Consider the following 16,680-nt stretch of genomic DNA (forward strand, 5'->3'; position numbering starts at 1 on the left):
TCTGGAAAAAATCGGCAGTTTCAGGCGTCGGGCAACCCCAGCAGCCGTCGATTGAAACCCTCGTCGGACGTCACGCTGGCGAAATCGTCGAAGGCCTTTCGGGTCTTGCTGATCATGTGCTCGCGGATGAACGCCGCCCCTTCTGCAGCGCCCTGCTCCGAGTCTTTCAGGCAACACTCCCACTCCAGCACCGCCCAACCGGCAAAGTCGTACTGGGTCAGCTTGCTGAAAATCGATTTGAAATCGATCTGGCCATCCCCCAACGAACGGAACCGGCCCGGGCGATCCACCCAACCCTGGTAGCCGCCGTAGACGCCGGAACGGGCATCGGGGCGGAATTCGGCGTCCTTGACGTGGAACATGCGGATGCGCTCGTGATAGCGGTCGATGAACCCCAGGTAGTCCATTTGCTGCAACAGCAGGTGACTCGGGTCGTAGAGGATCGTGGCGCGCGGATGGTGATCGACGGTCTCCAGGAAGCGCTCGAACGAGGCGCCGTCGTGCAGGTCTTCGCCGGGGTGGATTTCATAGCAGAGGTCGACGCCGGCCTCCTCGAAGCAATCGAGGATCGGCCGCCAGCGCTGGCCCAGTTCGGCAAACCCCTGCTCGACCAGACCGCTCGGACGTTGTGGCCATGGGTAGATGTAGGGCCACAACAGCGCGCCGGAGAAGGTCGCGTGGGCTTTCAACCCCAGGCGCTGGCTGGCGCGGGCCGCCAGTTTCAACTGGTCGATGGCCCATTCGGTCCGCGCCTGGGGCTGGCCGCGCAGATGCGCGGGGGCGAAGTCGTCGAACAAGGCATCGAACGCCGGATGCACGGCCACCAACTGGCCTTGCAGGTGAGTCGACAACTCACTGATTTCGACGCCTGCCTCGGCGCAGACGGCGTTCAACTCGTCGCAATAACTCTGACTTTCCGCGGCACGGGCCAGGTCTATGTATTGCGTGCCCAGGGTGGGTAGCTGAATGGCCTTGTAGCCCTGGGACGCCGCCCAGCGGGCAATGTTGGCCAGGGTATCGAAGGGCGCTTCGGCGGACATGAATTGCGCGAGGAAAATCCCCGGGCCGCACAGGCCGGTCGGTGCTTGGGAGGTAGGGTTCACGGGTGGGTTCTCCAGGTTCATGGATGGCAGACCAGGGCGGTCCACTTCGCGTCGCCGCGATGGTTGGCGATCGCCGCTTCGATGAAGGCCATGCCGCGCAGCCCGACGTCGATGCCCGGCACGCCGGGGGCGTCGTGGCCTTCGACCTGGTTGCGGATCGCGCTGGCGAAGTCGCCGTAGAGGTTGGCCATGGCTTCCAGATAACCTTCGGGGTGCCCGGCGGGCAGCCGCATGCGCCTGGTCGCGGCCTCACACAGCCAGGGCTGACCGACACCGGAGCGCAGGATGCGCATCGGTTGGTCGAGGGAACGATGGATCAGGCTCGACGGTTCTTCCTGGCGCCATTCCAGCCCGCCCTTGTCGCCGTAGACGCGGATTTTCAACGGGTTCTCTTCACCGGCGCAGACCTGGCTGGCGATCAACACGCCGGTGGCGCCGGCCGCCATCTTGAACAGCATCGCCGCGTCATCGTCCAGTTGCCGCCCGGCGATGTGCACGCCCAGGGTCGCGCAGATCTGCTCGATGGGTTGATCGGCGACGAATTCGGCCAGGGAAAAGGCATGGGTGCCGATATCGCCGATGCAGCCGCCCAGCCCTGACTGCTCGGGCTGGTCGCGCCAGGCGGCCTGTTTGTTGCCCTGCCCGGCCACATCACTGCTCAACCAGCCCTGGGGGTACTCGACCATGACCTTGCGCACGGCGCCGATCACACCGGTGCGCACCATCTTGCGGGCCTGCCAGACCATTGGATAACCCAGGTAGGTGTGGGCCAGGCCATAGAGGCGGTCGCTGTTTTTGAGTACGGCCTTGAGCGCCAGCAGTTCGGACAGATTGAGTGCCGCGGGTTTCTCGCTGAACACATGAAAACCCGCGCTCAGCGCCTGGCTGGCGATCGGTGCATGCAGGTGATTGGGGGTGACGATGACCAGCAACTCCATGCGCTGGTCCGCGGGCAGCGCCCGTTCGGCCGCCAGCATGTGCTGCCAGTCGTTGTAGCAGCGTGAGGCGGGCAAGCCCAAGGCTGCACCGCTGTCCTGATTGTTGCGCGCGTCGCGGCTGAAGGCGCCGCACACCAGTTCAAAATGCCCATCGAGGCCGGCCGCCTGGCGGTGGGCCTTGCCGATGAAGGCGCCCTCGCCGCCCCCGACGAAGCCCATGCGTATTTTTGGGATTACAACGTTCATCGCGAATTTCTCTTGTCCGGGGGAGATTCAGACTCAGAATTGACTATGATGTAACCGGTTACATCATGCCGGGAATTTAGGCTCAGTTGCTTGAGGTGTCAAACCCGGATTAGGCATGAAGATCATTTCAACCCACGGCCTGCCTGCGGTAAGCTCGCCGGCCGCACTGGCATTTGCCGTTTCGTAACGAGGTTGTCTTGTCCAATATCCGTGAAGTTGCCCGCCTGGCCGGCGTCTCGGTGGCGACCGTGTCCAGGACGCTGAAGTCGCCCGAACGCGTGCTCCCCGAAACCCGGGACAAGGTCAATGCGGCGGTGGAACAGGCCGGCTACCGGCCGAACCTGATGGCCGTGCAATTTCGTTCGCGCAGGACCGGCAACCTGGTGATTCTGGTCCCGGCCATCGCCAACACGTTTTTCGCCCGGGTCATCAGCGGTGCCCAGCAGGCTGCCCAGGCGGCCGGTTACCGCCTGCTGCTGTGCGACACCCAGGGCCGCGAGGAAGTCGAACGGGAATTCGCCGCGCTGGTGCACGCCCATCAGGCCGACGGCGTGATCCAGTTGCGCGCCTACGACCCTTTCGAATCGCCCTCGCCCAACGGCGAGTCACCGCCCCTGGTCAACGCCTGCGAAGTGATTCAGGGCGGGCGTCATCCCACCATTAGCCTGGATAACCGCGCAGCCGCCAAGGCCATGACGGAGCACCTGATTGGGCTGGGCCACCGTCGGATCGGGTTGGTCAAAGGACCAAAAAGCAGCCCGCTGACCCGCGACCGGGTGGCCGGTTATCACGATGCGCTGAGCCAGGCCGGGATTGCCTGCGACCCGGCACTGGTCTGCCACGGCGACTTCACCTTGACCGCCGGTTTCGAGGGGGCGGGCGCGTTGCTGCAACTGGCCGAGCGCCCTACTGCCCTGTTTTGCGAGAACGATGAAATGGCGATCGGCGCGTTGAAGCGCATCAAACAACAGGGGTTGCGGGTGCCCGAGGATATTTCCCTGGTGGGGTTCGATGACATTCCCTTCGCGGCCTATTGCGACCCGCCGTTGACCACCATCGCCCAACCGGCCGAAGTCTTTGGGCAGAAGGCGGTCGAGATGCTGATCGCTCTCATAGAGAAAAAACCCATCTCGCAGCGACATGTGGTGCTGCCATTCGAATTGACCCTGCGCGACAGCACTGCCGTGCTCGACAGCGACGCTTGATTCAGCCCTGTTTCAAATCCAGGCAATAGGTGTAGTAACCCGTATCGCGCACATACCCCAGGGACTCATACAGGCGTTGCGCCCCGAGATTGTCCGTGGCCGTCTCCAGCACCAGGCCTTTGGCGCCGGTGAGCAGTGCAAAGGTTCGGGCGGTGTTCATCAGCAAGGTCCCAACGCCGCGCCCCCGGGCTGCCGGGGTGGTGAACAGGTCGCTTAGCAGCCAGGTGCGGTGCGCGTCGATGGAGGAGAATGTCGGGTACAACTGGACGAACCCCAGCGCCTCACCCGTGTCGTCCTCGACGAAGAAAATCGCCGATTCGTCCCGGGCGATGCGCTCGGCGATGAAGTTGCGCGACTGTGTGAGGTTCGATAGCTGGCCGTAGAAGCCACGATAGGCGTCGAAGAGGCTGGCGATTTTGTCGAGGTTGGAGGGGGCGGCGCGCAGGGCCTGGAGTGGCATGTTGATCGTCTCCGTGCGGATTGATTGATCAGCGGGAAAGGGAAATGTAGATCAAAAGATCGCGGCGTGCGGGAGCTCGTAGAGCAAGCTTGCTCCGGGCGGCGTTCCGACGATGGTCTGAAGGGCGATGCGTTCATTCAGCGGGAACGCGTTATCGTTGACGTCCATCGCGAGCAAGCTCGCTCCCACAGGGATCTTGGTTGTGAGCATAATCCAGGGCTAACCGTAAACCCTGTAGGAGCGAGCTTGCTCGCGATGGTCTGGGGAGCGACGCGTTCATTCAGGGGGAACGCGTTATCGTTGACGTCCATCGCGAGCAGGCTCGCTCCCACATGGAATCTTGTCCGGTCGAAATGGATGGGTCGGCAGTCAGGGCGCCTTCGCCGGCAAGCCGGCTCCTACAAGTTTGAACTGCACTCGGGTCGGAGAGCCAGGTCGGCCCGCAGGCCGCCTCGCTTTGGCTTTGGCGGTGCCCGCCCCCTCGAGAGGCCGAGTGGAGGTTCTGCGCAGTGGGCAACCCGGCATGGATGCCGGGTTAGCCGCCCCCGGCCATGGATGGCCGATGGCGGCGGGCCCACGGAGCAGGACCGGAGCGAGGGCATGCCGAGCCTAGGCGAGGCACCGAACGAAAGGGGCAAGAGCGCTTGGTTACTTGGCGCTCTTCCAAGTGACCCGCCGTAAGGGCGGAACCCTAAGTCGCCGTTACCGCAGAAACGGATATGTCCCGGCCTTCAGCTCCGCTCAGAAACCACCGCCAGCGCGGATCCCCTGGCCAGCCCGTAATACAGAACCCCCGGCACCACCAACCCCACGATCCAGGAAATATCCACACCGCCAAGCTGCGCCACCATCGGCCCCGAGTAGAATTTGGTGTCGACAAAAGGCAGCTGGACCAACACCCCGATCGCATACACGCTGATGCCCAACAGGTTCCAGCGTCCGTAGCGACCGGCCGGATCGGACAGCGCCGGGATGTCGTAGCGTTCCTTGTTGATGAAGTAGTAATCCACCAGGTTGATCGCGCTCCAGGGCGTGAAGAACGTCAGCAGGAACAGGATGAAGTACTTGAAGGTGTTCAGGAACGAATGCTGTCCCAGCAGCGCCAGCGTGGTGGACGCCGCGACAATCAGCAGCACGAACAGCATGCGCTGCCGGGCGGTTATCTCCAGACGGCTGCGAAAGCCACTGATGATGGTCGCCACGCACATGAAGCTGCCATAGGCGTTGAGGGTGGACACCGTGACCTTGCCAAATACCACGCTCAAATACAGCAACGAGGCCATGACCCCGGTACTGCCCAGGCCGACGATGGTCGCGACTTCATGCCCGCGAAAATTCGCCCCGGCCAGGGCCGCGGCGAACACTCCCAGCACCATTGAGGCCTGGGCGCCGAGCACCGTGCCCAGGCCGACGGCGGTGAAGGTCTTCCAGGACGCAGTCTTGCTCGGCAGGTAGCGCGAGTAGTCGGCCACGTAGGGACCAAAAGCGATCTGCCAGGACGCGGACAGGGACACCGCCAACAGGAAGGTACTCCAGCCGAAGTGACGGTTATCCAGCAGCAGGCCGACATCATTGAGGGTCAAGAGCCGGGTAAACAGATACACAAAGGCGATGATCCCCAACACGCTGGCCACCTTGCCGACCAGGTGGATGACCCGATAGCCGAACATCGTCAGAAAAGCTATGCAGGAGGCAAAAATCAGGATGCCGGCGCTGTCGCTGACATCGATCAACTGGGCAATGGCCTGCCCCGACAGTACCGCGCCGGTGGCGCTGAAGCCGAGGTACATCAGGCACACCAGCACGATCGGGATCGCTGCCCCATAGACGCCGAACTGCACGCGACTGGAAATCATCTGCGGCAACCCGAGTTTGGGCCCTTGCGCCGCGTGCAGCGCGACTACCGCGCCGCCGAGCAGTTGGCCGATCAGCAATCCGATGAGCGACCAGAACACATCGCCGCCCAGCACCACGGCCAGGGCGCCGGTGACAATCGCCGTGATCTGCAGGTTGGCGCCAAGCCACAGGGTGAACTGGCTGTAGAGGCTGCCATGACGCTCGGCCTCGGGAATGAAATCGATCGAACGGGTCTCGATCAGGGTACTGCGCTGCTGTTTATCGCTGACCTTGGTCATTGCGCTGTTTTCCTTTGAGGAGCTTGTTTTTATTGTGTGGGTTTGCAGGCTTAGAACGTCTTGCTGGCACTGGCGACCACCGTCGCCGTGCACAGATCGTCATAGCCATACCAACCCGCGCATTCGCTTTTCGACAGGTCGGTATCGATGTAGCTGAGGCCCCAGGTCACGCCCACGAAGTCACGGCTCAGTTTGGCTTCCCACTCGTAATAGGCCTCGCGGCTGTCGCCGTTGGTGGTCCAGTACGCCGGGTCTTTGACATCGCCACGCCCCACCCGCACGTTCAGGCCCAGTTCGGCCGGCAAGGCAAACTGGTAGCTGAGGTAGGTGTAAAGGGTGTCCTGGTCTTCGCCGAAGACGTTCGGCGTATCGTTCGAGTAGTTGGCGCCGAGCTTCACGCCATACAGGTCAAGGATGGCGTAGACCTCACTCAGGTTGAATTGGCCCTCCTTGGGATAGTCGTACTTGATGTACCCCAGGTCGAGACTGATGGCCTCGGTCGCCTGCCAGTAGTAGCCGGCGTAGTACTCGAGCTCCTGCCGGGTCTTGAACTCGCCGCCGAAATCGACATTCGACGTCCAGGCGCCAATGTACAGGCCGCTACTGTGCACCAGCGTGGCGCTGGCCTGTGCCGCCGGATCGCCCAGGGTTTGCGAAATGCCGCGGGTGCGGTAGTCGCTGAATACACCCAGTGTCATGTCCAGGTTGAAGTCGTCATTGAGGGTCAGTGCCTGGGTGGTCAGGGGTGCCAATACCAGACTGGCCAGGGTCATTACTGAGCGTGCGTTCATACAAATCTCTTATTTTTATGGAGGTGCGGGGAATGTCGGGCATGGCGAAGCCGAGCCCCTCGTCATACGAGGAGCCGGTCATTTTTTTCGGGTGCTGCGGCTGGGCAATGCGTCAGGACGCGGGGGCGTACACCTCTTTGCCGGCGAAGAAGGTCTTCAGGACTTTGGTGTCGAACAGCTCGTCATCGCTGACCTTGAACACATCGCGGTCGAGAATGATCAGGTCGGCCTGTTTGCCAGGCGCCAGCGAGCCGATCTGCTGCTCCAGGCGCAGGGCTTTGGCGGCATTCAAGGTGTAGGCGTAGAACATGCTCTGGCGATCGATGCTTTCCTTGGCATTGAGCACACCCAGCGGCCCTTTGCGCGTGCTCGCCTGGGCGATGGCATTCCACGGGTTGGGGCTGGACACCGGCCAGTCGCTGCCGCCGGCGATGACGGCACCGGCGTTATGCAGGGACCGGGCGGGATACTGGTAACCGTAGGCAAACGCGCTGATATAGGGTTTGACGAGCTCGACGGTGTAACTCTCGCCGGTGGCCCACAGCAACTGCATGGAGGCGATCACGCCCAGTTGCTTGAAGCGCGCGAACTCCTTGGGGTTGACCAGTTGCAGGTGGCTGATGCTATGGGCCACCGGTGTCGGATTGAGCTTGCGCGCATAGGCAAAACCATTGAGTGACTCACGGACCGCGCGGTCGCCGACCGCATGCATGTGCACGATCCAGTCGCGCTTCTCCGCCGCCACCACCAATTCACCGAAGTGCGCGGGGTCGATCAGCAGTTGACCGTTTTTCTGGCTGTTCTTGAAGGGCACGATGACCGCTGCCGTCTGCCCTGGAAACTCGAGAACGCCGTCGGCGAAGACCTTGATGCCCGGAAAGCTCAGGTTGGGTACGCCCTGAAATTCCTTCATCACCTTGGCCAGCACTTCCAGGTCGGCCGGTCGGCTTTTTGGATTGGCGAGCAACAGCGCGGCCACGTGGGCGCTGAGTTCACCCTTCTCTGCCAGTTGGCGGTACAGCGGCAGCACCCCATAGCTCTGCTCGGTGGCCTGGAAATCGAACAGCGAATCGCCGCTACCGGCATTCGCTGCCGCGTCCATCCAGGCGGTGACGCCATATTGGTTGTTGACCTTCACCGCCTCGCGGGCGGCCTTCAACATGACCTCGGCGCTGGGCGCGGGGATCTGGCTGCGGACCTGGTCCCAGCGAGACTCGGCGAAATAGCCATTGGGGGTGAAATCCGCGTAGTGCCCGACGAAGCTGCGATCCTGTTCCGACAGACCTTTGACCAGTGCCGCGTCGATCTTCAGGCGCTTGAGCATGGCGTTGTTGGCCCATCCGGTGTGCCCGTCGATCCCGCTGAGGACCACCGGCTGATCCACCCAGCGCCCTTGATTGAAGCGCTGGCCGAGCTCACGGCTTTTGTCCCAATAGGCCGAACTCACCCCGGCAATGCTGATCACATCACCGGCACGGGCGATGCCCGCCTGATCCTGTTCGATGATCCACTGCTCAAGCTCGGGCAACGGCTTGACTGCATCCAGCAGGTTGGCGCCCATGCTGTCGAAGGCCGCCACCACCGGGTGACTGTGGGTATCGATCATGCCCGGCATCAGCACCTTGCCCGCCAGATCGATGCGTTGCGTGCGAGCATCGGCCAGGGCGTTGATCTGGGCATCGGTGCCCGTCTTGAGAATCTTGCCGTCTTGCACGGCCACTGCCTGGACCAGTCCCTGACCGGGTTCGGCGGTGAATACCTTGCCGTTGACCAACACCAGGTCAGCGGCAGCCATGGCCTGTACCGAGGAAAAAGCCAGGGCGGCGGCCAGCAGGTTGGGAATCAATCGTTGCATCGGAACGCTCTCTTGTTGTTATTGGGCTGGGCGGGAGGCGGATGCCTGGGATAACACCTGCGGATCAAGGCCAACGAACGGCGCCTTGGCCCACACGACCTTGCCGCCTACCACTGTCAGTAGCACGTCGTTGCGGGCCAACGCCTCCTCGGGGACCTGCATGAAGTTCTGGTCCAGGACGATCAGGTCGGCGAACTTGCCCACCTCGACCGAGCCGACGACCGCGTCCAGTTTCAGCTGCTCGGCGGCGTTGATGGTGATGGTGCGCAGCACTTCAGTGCGCGACAGGGCCGGGTCGGCATTCAGCCTGCCCGCATACTTGGGGCCGTAGCTGTGCGGGTTCAGCGGATCGCCTGAGCGGGTGACACCGATCTTCAGCGCCAGGAATTCGTCGAGCGGGTCGACGGGCCAGTCGCTGCCATACGCCACACGGCCGCCAGCACGGGCGATGCTGCCGGAGGGTTCCATGCGGGCAAACCGCGCAGACCCCAGGTGCTCGTTGGTACCGTCGACCGTAGAGGGTGCCTGCTGGGCCCATTGGAAGGACATGTTGGCGGTCACGTCGAGCGCCTTGAAGCGCGCATAGTCGGCAGGGTCCACCGACTCGTTATGAGTGATGGCCGGACGGAAGCCGTTGCCAGGCAGTTGCCGGCGCACGTATTCGATGCCGTTCAGCGAATCACGCACCGCCCGGTCTCCGGTGGCATGCAGGTGCGGGTCGAGGCCGGCCTGCACCGCTTGCAGCAGTAGCGGATTGAGCACTTGCGGCGGGAAGTAAAGCTCACCGGTGTTCTTGCCGGGTGTCCACTTCGGCGCCGTGTCGGTGCCGGCGTTGCGCAGGTACGGGGTCAACATTGCGCCGGTGTCGGCCGGCGCGTTGATGATGCCGTCCATGAACAATTTGACGTGGCGCATGCTCACGCCGGGTGCGGCCTTGGCTTCACCCTGGTCGTAGGTGTTGGCCAATGCCTTGGCGTCGGCGATGGTTTTCACCGGGTCGGCTGCTGCGGCAGCAGGGTCCAGTTTGATCGCCAGCAAGGCCCGGGCGGTCAGCTCACCCGACTGCTGCAGGGTGGTAAACGCTTTGCCGTTTTCCGGCCCCGATAAGGCATCGAAGAAACTGGTGATGCCTTGCTGGCGCATGGCATCGAGCGCCGCGCGGGTCTGATTGAGCTTCTCTGCGTCAGTGGCGAGCGGTACCACGGCGGCCATGGCATCGGCGGCTCCGTCTTCGCAGATACCGGTCGGGTTGCCGGCGCTGTCGCGCACGTACTTGCCGTCACCGGGATTGGCCGTTTGCTTAGTGATGCCAGCCACTTCCAGGCCGCGAGAGTTGGTCAGCACGGTATGGAAGTCGGTGGAGCGGACCTGAATCGGGCGGTTGGTCTTGAGCGCGTCCAGCGTCGATTTGTCCGGGTCACCGTCCAGTCCGTCCATGCCCATGCGATCCCAGCTGCCCACTTCCAGCCAGACATCGGGGCCTTTGCCCTGGTCGGCATCCAGGCACGCCTGAATGGTCTCCTGGAACACCTTGCGGGTCATCGTCTGGTATTTCAGGTCGCACAAGGTCATGGCGCGACCGCCGTCCCCCGGATGCATATGCGCATCGATGAAGCCTGGCATCAACATGCGGCCGGACAGATCGATCAGCTGTGTCTGCTTGCCGATGTACGAGCTGACCCCTTCATCGCTACCGACATAAACGATCTTGCCGTTGGCAACGGCGATCGCCTGCTGCACGGAGTTCTGGCCATCGACGGTATAGACATAACCGTTGCGCAGCACCATGTCGGCGCCGGTCGAACCCTGGGTCTGACACCCCACCAGCGCCATGCCGGAAACGGCCGTGGTCGTGGCAACGGCGATAAATAGCCTGGACAATTTCAACTGCCTCACCTCTGTTTTTATAGTTGTGGAAGTGGCCCGAACACGCTGCCGTGCAACCCCTGAATGCAAGGCACACCTTATAGAGGGCAGCACAAATCCGGACCTCCACAAATGAGGAGGGTCAAGGCAGTTTTCAGGTGAACAATCGGCGGCGCCGCGCCTAGGTTCGACGTGCGGCTTCTGCGGGCGAGGTGGGCGAGCGCAAGGCGGAACCGAGCTCCACCTTGCTTTTGACGCCGAGCTGCAGATAGCAGTTGCGCAGATAGGTGCGCACGGTGGCAGGACTCAATGCCAGGATCCTGGCTATTTCCTTGTAGGAATGACCGGCGGCGAACAGCATGGCGGCGGTCCGTTCCCGGGGTGCAAGCACCGCCCCGCGCGACAGCGTTTCCAATGACAGAATGACATGCTCGGCATTGGGACTCAGGGTCAGTGCGCAACGGCCCAGGCGCATCACGCAGGGCGCCTTCGGCAATTGCGCGATCACCTGCGAAGGCAGCATTGAGCCGCTCCAGCCGGGCAACTCACGCTCAATGGCGGCGCATAGCCTGGCCCCCACGTAGAGCAGACTGCCATCCATGCGCGCAACGCCGAAGTCGGTTGCACCGTTGTCCGTGTCGAACCGGATCATGTCCTGGACCTGAAATCGCCACAGCTGCAACAGGTGATCGCAGAAGGCTGAAAACAAGCCGGCCTCACTGTCGTTGAACGCCGGAGCCTGAAGGCCACGGTAGAGGCAGACGAAAAACATCAAGCCGCTCTCGGGCAACTCGAACGTGATGCACATCAAGTGGTAGAGGTCATGACGCCGGGCGAAGTCGTTCACTGCCTCGCAGGGGTCGGTGAACCCACTGTCGCGCACGACCTCACCGGGCTGGCTCAGCGTGTCATGGGAAAACCTGTCGTTGACCGCCACCTTGTGCCATTCGACGGCAAACGACTCGGGCAGATTGATTCGCCCGTGCATCCAGCTTTGCGGGGGCGCACTGGCGTCGGACGTCGACATCTCGCCCCACCATGCCGAAGCGAAGGGCACCAATCGAGCAAATGCCTGCAGGCCATCGGCAATGAATTGAGAGGCTCCGCGATCCCGGGCAAGGCGCCCCAGGTGAAGCACACACTGATTGAACGCTTTCAGCGTTGCCATCGACGTCCCGACGCCGACCTCATCACCCGCCTCCATCGCTCTGTTCCCGTCTGCTGAATGGCCTGGGTTGCGACCATGCCATGGCGCACCCATCGCGTCCAGCCGCGGCCGCTCTGCGGGCGTTTCGCCAGGCGGATCTTGCGCGCGGTTTCCACGAAGGGGGTGACGATCAGGCTGTAGATCGTCAGGTAGCGCTCGTGATCCTGTCCACCTGTGCCGAACCGAATGGGCTCGGGTTTCGAGGTGGTGACATAGAGCGTGCCGAACAGCCAGTCCCAGACTGACAGGTTGATCCCGAAGTTCTTGTTCAGATGCCGCGGCGCGTCACTGGGAGCGCAGGATGTACGGGTCCACCGTAGACCTGGTCAGTGCATTCCTGACCGGGTGGATCGAGCTTTTCGGTTCCTGATGCGTATGTCCCTGGTCGGGATCACATCGATCCGGGACACCGGACTGCTCAGGCGTGCAAGGCGGGTATTGTGCTCGGCAATGATGTCATCGGCGGCCATGTTGTCGGTGTCGACGGTGGAATGGGCATCGGCGGCGAGCACTACGTCATAGCCCAGTTTCAGGGCCTGGCGCACGGTGGCATTGACGCAATAGTCGGTTTGCAGGCCGCAGATGATCACGCGCTCGACGTCCCACTGTTGCAGCATTTGCAGCAGACGGGTCTGGTAAAAAGAATCCCGGGTGGTTTTTCGTACTCGCAGATCTTCGGGTGATGTATCCAGGTCCTCGACCAGCTGCCAGCCTTCGCCACCGTGCTGCAGCAGGCTGCCCTTTTCTTCGTGTTGAATCAGGATGACCGGAATGCCTGCTACGCGTGCCTTGGCGCTCAGGCCGTTGATGAGATCGATGACACGTTTGATCTCGAAGCATTCGTACTCGCCGACGCACAGTAAATGTTGGACGTCGATGATCAGCAGTGCAGTGGTCATAGTGACTTCCTTTAAATCTCAGTGGTTCAGGGGACGGTAAAACACGTCCCCTTATAAAAAGGTCCCCTTTTAAAACGACCCTCAGTAACCGAGCGACAACCCGGTGTTACGCCGCGGATCGTTCGCCCCGTAGAAGCGGTTCTTGCCCACCGGCTTGCCCTCCAGCGAAGGTGCGCCGACCAGGATCGCCGCCAGATGGTTGGCGTCCTGGGGACCGGCAAACTTGTGGCCCCAACTTTCCAGCATCTTCACCGTATCCGGGCTGGTGGTGAAGGTTTCCAGATTGGTCTCTTCCGGCAACCACTGCTGGTGGAAACGCGGAGCGTCGACCGCTTCCTGGATGTTCATGCCGTAGTCGATCACGTTGAGCATGGTCAGCAGGGTCGCGGTGATGATGCGGCTGCCGCCGGGAGTGCCGACGACCATCACCACTTTGCCGTCCTTGGTGACGATGGTCGGGCTCATGGACGACAGCGGCGCCTTGCCGGGCGCGATGGCGTTGGCCTCCCCTTGCACCAGGCCGTACATGTTCGGCACGCCGATTTTCGAGGTGAAGTCGTCCATTTCGTCGTTGAGGATGACCCCGGTCTTGCTGGCCATGACGCCGGCACCGAACCAGTCGTTGAGGGTGTAGGTCACCGACACCGCGTTGCCCCATTTGTCGACGATGGAGTAATGGGTGGTGTTGCTGCCTTCGTGGGGCGCTACGCCGGGTTTGAGTTCGCGGGACACGCCGGCCTTTTGCGGATTGATGGCGGCGCGGATTTTGGTCGCGTAGTTTTTATCCAGCAGATGGGCGATCGGGTTTTTCACGAAGTCCGGGTCGCCGAGGTAGCTGTTGCGATCCACGTAGGCGTGGCGCATCGCTTCGATCTGGTAGTGCATGCCCTGGGCCGAGTGGTAGCCCAGGTCTTTCATCGGATAGCCTTCGAGAATGTTCATGATCTCGCAGATCACCACCCCACCGGAGCTTGGCGGTGGCGCCGAAACCACGTGGTAGCCGCGGTAATCGCATTCGATCGGCGCCAGTTCGCGGGTCTTGTACTTGTCGAGGTCGGCCTGGGCGATGATGCCCTTGTTGGCCTGGCTGGCGGTGACGATGGCGTCGGCGACCCAGCCTTTATAGAAACCGTCGGCGCCCTTCTCGGAGATTTCCCGCAGGGTTTTCGCCAGGTCCTTCTGCACCAGTTTCTGCCCGACCTGCATCGGCTCGCCGTTGCTGAGGAAGATCGAGCCGGAATCCTTCATGTCCTTCTTGAATACGTCAGTGGCGTATTCCAGCAATTCGACATCGCCTTGCTCCAGCACGAAGCCGTCTTCGGCGAGCTTGATCGCCGGGGCGATCACTTCCTTGCGCGGTTTGGTGCCGTATTTCTGCAAAGCCAGTTCCATGCCGGACACGGTGCCCGGCACGCCGACGGCCAGGTGACCTCGGGTGCTGAGGTCCGGGACGACGTTGCCTTCCTTGTCGAGGTACATGTCGGCGGTGGCCGCCAGCGGCGCTTTTTCACGGAAATCGAGGAAGGTCTTGCGCCCGTCCGCCAGCTGAATGGTCATGAAACCACCGCCGCCGAGATTGCCCGCAGCGGGGTACACCACCGCCAGCGCATACCCCACCGCGACCGCGGCATCGACGGCGTTGCCGCCGTTCTTGAGCACATCGACGCCCACATGGCTGGCCAGATGCTGGGCGGTGACCACCATGCCGTTTTCGGCCGCGACCGGGGCCACGGAGGCGGCGTGGGCCATCAGGCAGCTCAGCGCCAACGAGGTCGCAATGAGCGATTTGGCAAAAGGTTCGAACTTCATGAGTCGGTCTCTTTTTGTTTTTTTGGCTCTGTAAAAAAAACAGAGGAAACGGTTCAAGAACAGTAGGCAAGTATGGCTGGGATTGCGTATTGCGCCTCCCCGTCGAGGCAGTATGCTTGGCCCCTTATCGGCACTTGCGCGGAGGCTGCCTGCATGACGTACACCTGCATGACCATGGCGTCGCCGGTTGGCAAGCTGAAGCTGGTGGCGAACGGTTCGCGACTGGCGGCCATCCTCTGGGAAAACGACAAGCCGAACCGGGTGTTGCTGGGGCCGATGAGCGTAGACCCGGACAACCCGATCCTCGTGCGCACCGCACAACAGCTGAAGGAATACTTCGCCGGCACACGCAACCGTTTCGAGCTGGAGCTGGATTTTGTCGGGACGCAGTTTCAGAAAAAGGTCTGGGCGGCGCTGCTGACCATTCCGTTCGGCGAGACTCGCAGTTATAGCCAGATTGCCGAGCAGATCGGTAATCCTGGTGCGGTTCGGGCGGTGGGTGCGGCGAATGGCAGGAATCCGATTTCGATTGTGGCGCCCTGTCATCGGGTGATTGGTGCGTCGGGGAAGCTGACGGGGTTTGCCGGGGGGCTTGAGGCCAAGGAGTGGTTGTTGACGCTTGAGGCCGGGCAATGGGGTGGGACTGGACGACTTGAAGGCTTTTGATCCTGCTTTTGATCCTGCTTTTGATCCTGTAGGAGCTGCCGCAGGCTGCGATCTTTTGATCTTAAGCGTCTGCAAGGGCACCAAAGATCAAGATCAAAAGATCGCAGCCTGCGGCAGCTCCTACAGGGATCGCGTACACCCGTTTGATTTTCCGAGGGAATGCGTACACCCGTTGGATTTCCGTAGGGAATGCGTACACCCGTTGGATTTCCGTAGGGAATGCGTACACCCGTTGGATTTCCATAGGGAATGCGTACACCCGTTTGATTAGAGTGAACGTGGCTCAATCCGTCGTGAAAATGTTTTTCATCGCGGCATACTGCAGCAGCATGATGGTCTTCGCATCGCAGATCTCCCCGCGGTCGAACGCTGCAAGCGCATCCTCGAACGACCACTCCAGCACTTCCAGTTCCTCGGTCTCCTCCTCCAGCCCGCCACCCTCGCTGACTTTCGATGAAGCGTCGTACTCGGCGATGAAGAAGTGCAGCTTTTCAGTCACTGAACCTGGGCTCATGTAGGCCTCGAACACCTTCTGCACATGGTGCACGCGATAGCCGGTTTCCTCTTCCGCTTCCTCGCGGATTCGCGCTTCAGGCGCCGCCCCTTCAAGCAGTCCGGCCGCCACTTCGATCAGCAGACCATCGTGGCCGTTGACGAACACCGGCAGGCGGAACTGCCGGGTCAGCACCACGGTGTTCTTTTCCCGGTTGAACAGCAGGATCGCCGCGCCATTGCCACGGTCGTAGACCTCACGGGTCTGGCGCTGCCATTCGCCATTGTTGCGTTGGTAATCGAAGGTGATTTTCTTCAGCAGGTACCAGTCGTGGGACAACACCTTGGACTCGATGATGTTGACCCGCTCGGCTGTGTTCGACATGAAACCCTGTCCTTTTTTCGTCAGAAGGCGCTCATGTTAGACGAAAACGCCTTCAAGAAAGCTGGGCCTTGTACTCCTTCATGTATTGCCCGGCCAAGGTCTCTTTCTGATTGTCGTCGAGCAGCTTGCCGGCCATCTGGAAGAATTTCTGCTCTTCCTCCTTCAGGTGGTGATGCACCTTTTCGCACAGCTTCTTCGCGGTCGCCAGCCAGGCCGGGCTGGACATCTCGGTTTCATCCAGCGTTTCCATCATTTCATCCATCTCGTGATGTTCGGCGATCGCATGGCGGCTGAGGTCGACGCCTTTGTCGAACTCCATCAGCGGGATGTAGAAATACCGCTCTTCAGCGGTTTCGTGGGCCTGGAGTTCCGACTTGAGCTGCTTGTAGGCCTCGACCCGCTCCGGGGTGTCGCCGCTGGTCTGGATCAGCGCATCGGCGTAGGTGCGTTGGCGTTCGTGGCTTTCTCGCAAGGCTTCAAAAATATTCACGGGTTGTCCTCATAGGCTGCGCTCTGGAATGACGCTGTCTAGGCTAGACATCTGCGCGTGAACGAGGGTTCCATCCGAGGACTGGAACAACGACCGGGTACCGCGATAGGCTTGGGACTGTTTTTCACCCTGG

14 protein-coding genes and 1 pseudogene are annotated in these 16,680 nt (G+C 61.7%); 2 read left to right on the forward strand and 13 right to left on the reverse strand.

Going from position 1 to position 16,680, the window contains the following annotated elements; genetic code table 11:
* Positions 1-20 precede the first annotated feature (20 nt).
* Positions 21-1,124 (reverse strand): sugar phosphate isomerase/epimerase family protein, encoded by a 1,104-nt coding sequence (locus ACA062_RS22420; RefSeq protein WP_497453063.1) that lies wholly within the window; start codon positions 1,122-1,124, stop codon positions 21-23.
* The gene (locus tag ACA062_RS22425) at positions 1,121-2,287 is read right to left on the reverse strand and encodes a Gfo/Idh/MocA family protein (RefSeq protein ID WP_497453064.1); all 1,167 of its coding nucleotides are present in this window, start codon (positions 2,285-2,287) and stop codon (positions 1,121-1,123) included. The genes ACA062_RS22420 and ACA062_RS22425 overlap by 4 nt, the downstream gene beginning before the upstream one ends.
* Before the next feature lie 197 nt (positions 2,288-2,484).
* Between ACA062_RS22425 and ACA062_RS22430 the strand changes: the two genes are divergently transcribed.
* Positions 2,485-3,492, forward strand: coding sequence for a LacI family DNA-binding transcriptional regulator (locus ACA062_RS22430; protein WP_497453065.1), 1,008 nt, complete (start codon positions 2,485-2,487; stop codon positions 3,490-3,492).
* 1 nt (position 3,493) lies between these two features.
* On the opposite strand, the gene ACA062_RS22435 is transcribed toward ACA062_RS22430, so the two are convergent.
* From ACA062_RS22435 to ggt, 9 genes and pseudogenes are all read right to left on the reverse strand, one after another.
* Complete coding sequence (locus tag ACA062_RS22435; protein WP_497453066.1) at positions 3,494-3,952, reverse strand: GNAT family N-acetyltransferase; 459 nt, start codon at positions 3,950-3,952, stop codon at positions 3,494-3,496.
* A 731-nt stretch (positions 3,953-4,683) separates the two neighbouring features.
* Positions 4,684-6,087 carry a purine-cytosine permease family protein gene (locus tag ACA062_RS22440; RefSeq protein ID WP_497453067.1) on the reverse strand — a complete coding sequence of 468 codons (1,404 nt, stop codon included), beginning with the start codon at positions 6,085-6,087 and terminating at the stop codon, positions 4,684-4,686.
* 50 nt (positions 6,088-6,137) lie between these two features.
* Positions 6,138-6,878, reverse strand: a complete 741-nt coding sequence (locus ACA062_RS22445) for a TorF family putative porin (RefSeq protein ID WP_497453068.1) — start codon at positions 6,876-6,878, stop codon at positions 6,138-6,140.
* Between the two features lie 112 nt (positions 6,879-6,990).
* Positions 6,991-8,733 carry an amidohydrolase gene (locus ACA062_RS22450; protein ID WP_497453069.1) on the reverse strand — a complete coding sequence of 581 codons (1,743 nt, stop codon included), beginning with the start codon at positions 8,731-8,733 and terminating at the stop codon, positions 6,991-6,993.
* Positions 8,734-8,751: 18 nt separating this feature from the next.
* Positions 8,752-10,620 (reverse strand): amidohydrolase, encoded by a 1,869-nt coding sequence (locus tag ACA062_RS22455; protein ID WP_497453070.1) that lies wholly within the window; start codon positions 10,618-10,620, stop codon positions 8,752-8,754.
* Between the two features lie 160 nt (positions 10,621-10,780).
* Complete coding sequence (locus tag ACA062_RS22460; RefSeq protein WP_497453071.1) at positions 10,781-11,803, reverse strand: helix-turn-helix transcriptional regulator; 1,023 nt, start codon at positions 11,801-11,803, stop codon at positions 10,781-10,783.
* Positions 11,755-12,096: pseudogene (locus tag ACA062_RS22465) on the reverse strand (sterol desaturase family protein); the annotation flags it as partial. The gene ACA062_RS22460 and the pseudogene ACA062_RS22465, both read right to left, overlap by 49 nt.
* 36 nt (positions 12,097-12,132) lie before the next feature.
* On the reverse strand, positions 12,133-12,705 hold the full coding sequence (locus ACA062_RS22470) for a cysteine hydrolase family protein (RefSeq protein WP_497453072.1): 573 nt from the start codon (positions 12,703-12,705) through the stop codon (positions 12,133-12,135).
* Positions 12,706-12,786: 81 nt separating this feature from the next.
* Positions 12,787-14,514, reverse strand: a complete 1,728-nt coding sequence (gene ggt / locus ACA062_RS22475) for a gamma-glutamyltransferase (RefSeq protein WP_497453073.1) — start codon at positions 14,512-14,514, stop codon at positions 12,787-12,789.
* Positions 14,515-14,667: 153 nt separating this feature from the next.
* On the opposite strand from ggt, the gene ACA062_RS22480 reads away from it, so the two are divergent.
* Positions 14,668-15,180 (forward strand): methylated-DNA--[protein]-cysteine S-methyltransferase, encoded by a 513-nt coding sequence (locus ACA062_RS22480; RefSeq protein WP_497453074.1) that lies wholly within the window; start codon positions 14,668-14,670, stop codon positions 15,178-15,180.
* 283 nt (positions 15,181-15,463) lie between these two features.
* On the opposite strand, the gene ACA062_RS22485 is transcribed toward ACA062_RS22480, so the two are convergent.
* Together ACA062_RS22485 and ACA062_RS22490 are read right to left on the reverse strand one after the other, a co-directional pair.
* A complete protein-coding gene (locus ACA062_RS22485) occupies positions 15,464-16,057 on the reverse strand; it encodes an NUDIX domain-containing protein (RefSeq protein WP_497453075.1) in 594 nt (197 codons plus the stop codon).
* 52 nt (positions 16,058-16,109) lie between these two features.
* Positions 16,110-16,547 carry a hemerythrin domain-containing protein gene (locus ACA062_RS22490; protein WP_497453076.1) on the reverse strand — a complete coding sequence of 146 codons (438 nt, stop codon included), beginning with the start codon at positions 16,545-16,547 and terminating at the stop codon, positions 16,110-16,112.
* Between the last annotated feature and the right edge of the window lie 133 nt (positions 16,548-16,680).

It is taken from the genome of Pseudomonas sp. LBUM1679 (genome assembly GCF_059695565.1).

What these genes read in the sequence shown, in the direction of transcription:
- ACA062_RS22420 (WP_497453063.1), bottom strand. Translation starts at nt 1,124, where the DNA reads ATGAACCTGGAGAACCCACCCGTGAACCCTACCTCCCAAGCACCGACC.
- ACA062_RS22425 (WP_497453064.1), bottom strand. Translation starts at nt 2,287, where the DNA reads ATGAACGTTGTAATCCCAAAAATACGCATGGGCTTCGTCGGGGGCGGC.
- ACA062_RS22435 (WP_497453066.1), bottom strand. Translation starts at nt 3,952, where the DNA reads ATGCCACTCCAGGCCCTGCGCGCCGCCCCCTCCAACCTCGACAAAATC.
- ACA062_RS22440 (WP_497453067.1), bottom strand. Translation starts at nt 6,087, where the DNA reads ATGACCAAGGTCAGCGATAAACAGCAGCGCAGTACCCTGATCGAGACC.
- ACA062_RS22445 (WP_497453068.1), bottom strand. Translation starts at nt 6,878, where the DNA reads ATGAACGCACGCTCAGTAATGACCCTGGCCAGTCTGGTATTGGCACCC.
- ACA062_RS22450 (WP_497453069.1), bottom strand. Translation starts at nt 8,733, where the DNA reads ATGCAACGATTGATTCCCAACCTGCTGGCCGCCGCCCTGGCTTTTTCC.
- ACA062_RS22460 (WP_497453071.1), bottom strand. Translation starts at nt 11,803, where the DNA reads ATGGAGGCGGGTGATGAGGTCGGCGTCGGGACGTCGATGGCAACGCTG.
- ACA062_RS22470 (WP_497453072.1), bottom strand. Translation starts at nt 12,705, where the DNA reads ATGACCACTGCACTGCTGATCATCGACGTCCAACATTTACTGTGCGTC.
- ggt (WP_497453073.1), bottom strand. Translation starts at nt 14,514, where the DNA reads ATGAAGTTCGAACCTTTTGCCAAATCGCTCATTGCGACCTCGTTGGCG.
- ACA062_RS22480 (WP_497453074.1), top strand. Translation starts at nt 14,668, where the DNA reads ATGACGTACACCTGCATGACCATGGCGTCGCCGGTTGGCAAGCTGAAG.
- ACA062_RS22485 (WP_497453075.1), bottom strand. Translation starts at nt 16,057, where the DNA reads ATGTCGAACACAGCCGAGCGGGTCAACATCATCGAGTCCAAGGTGTTG.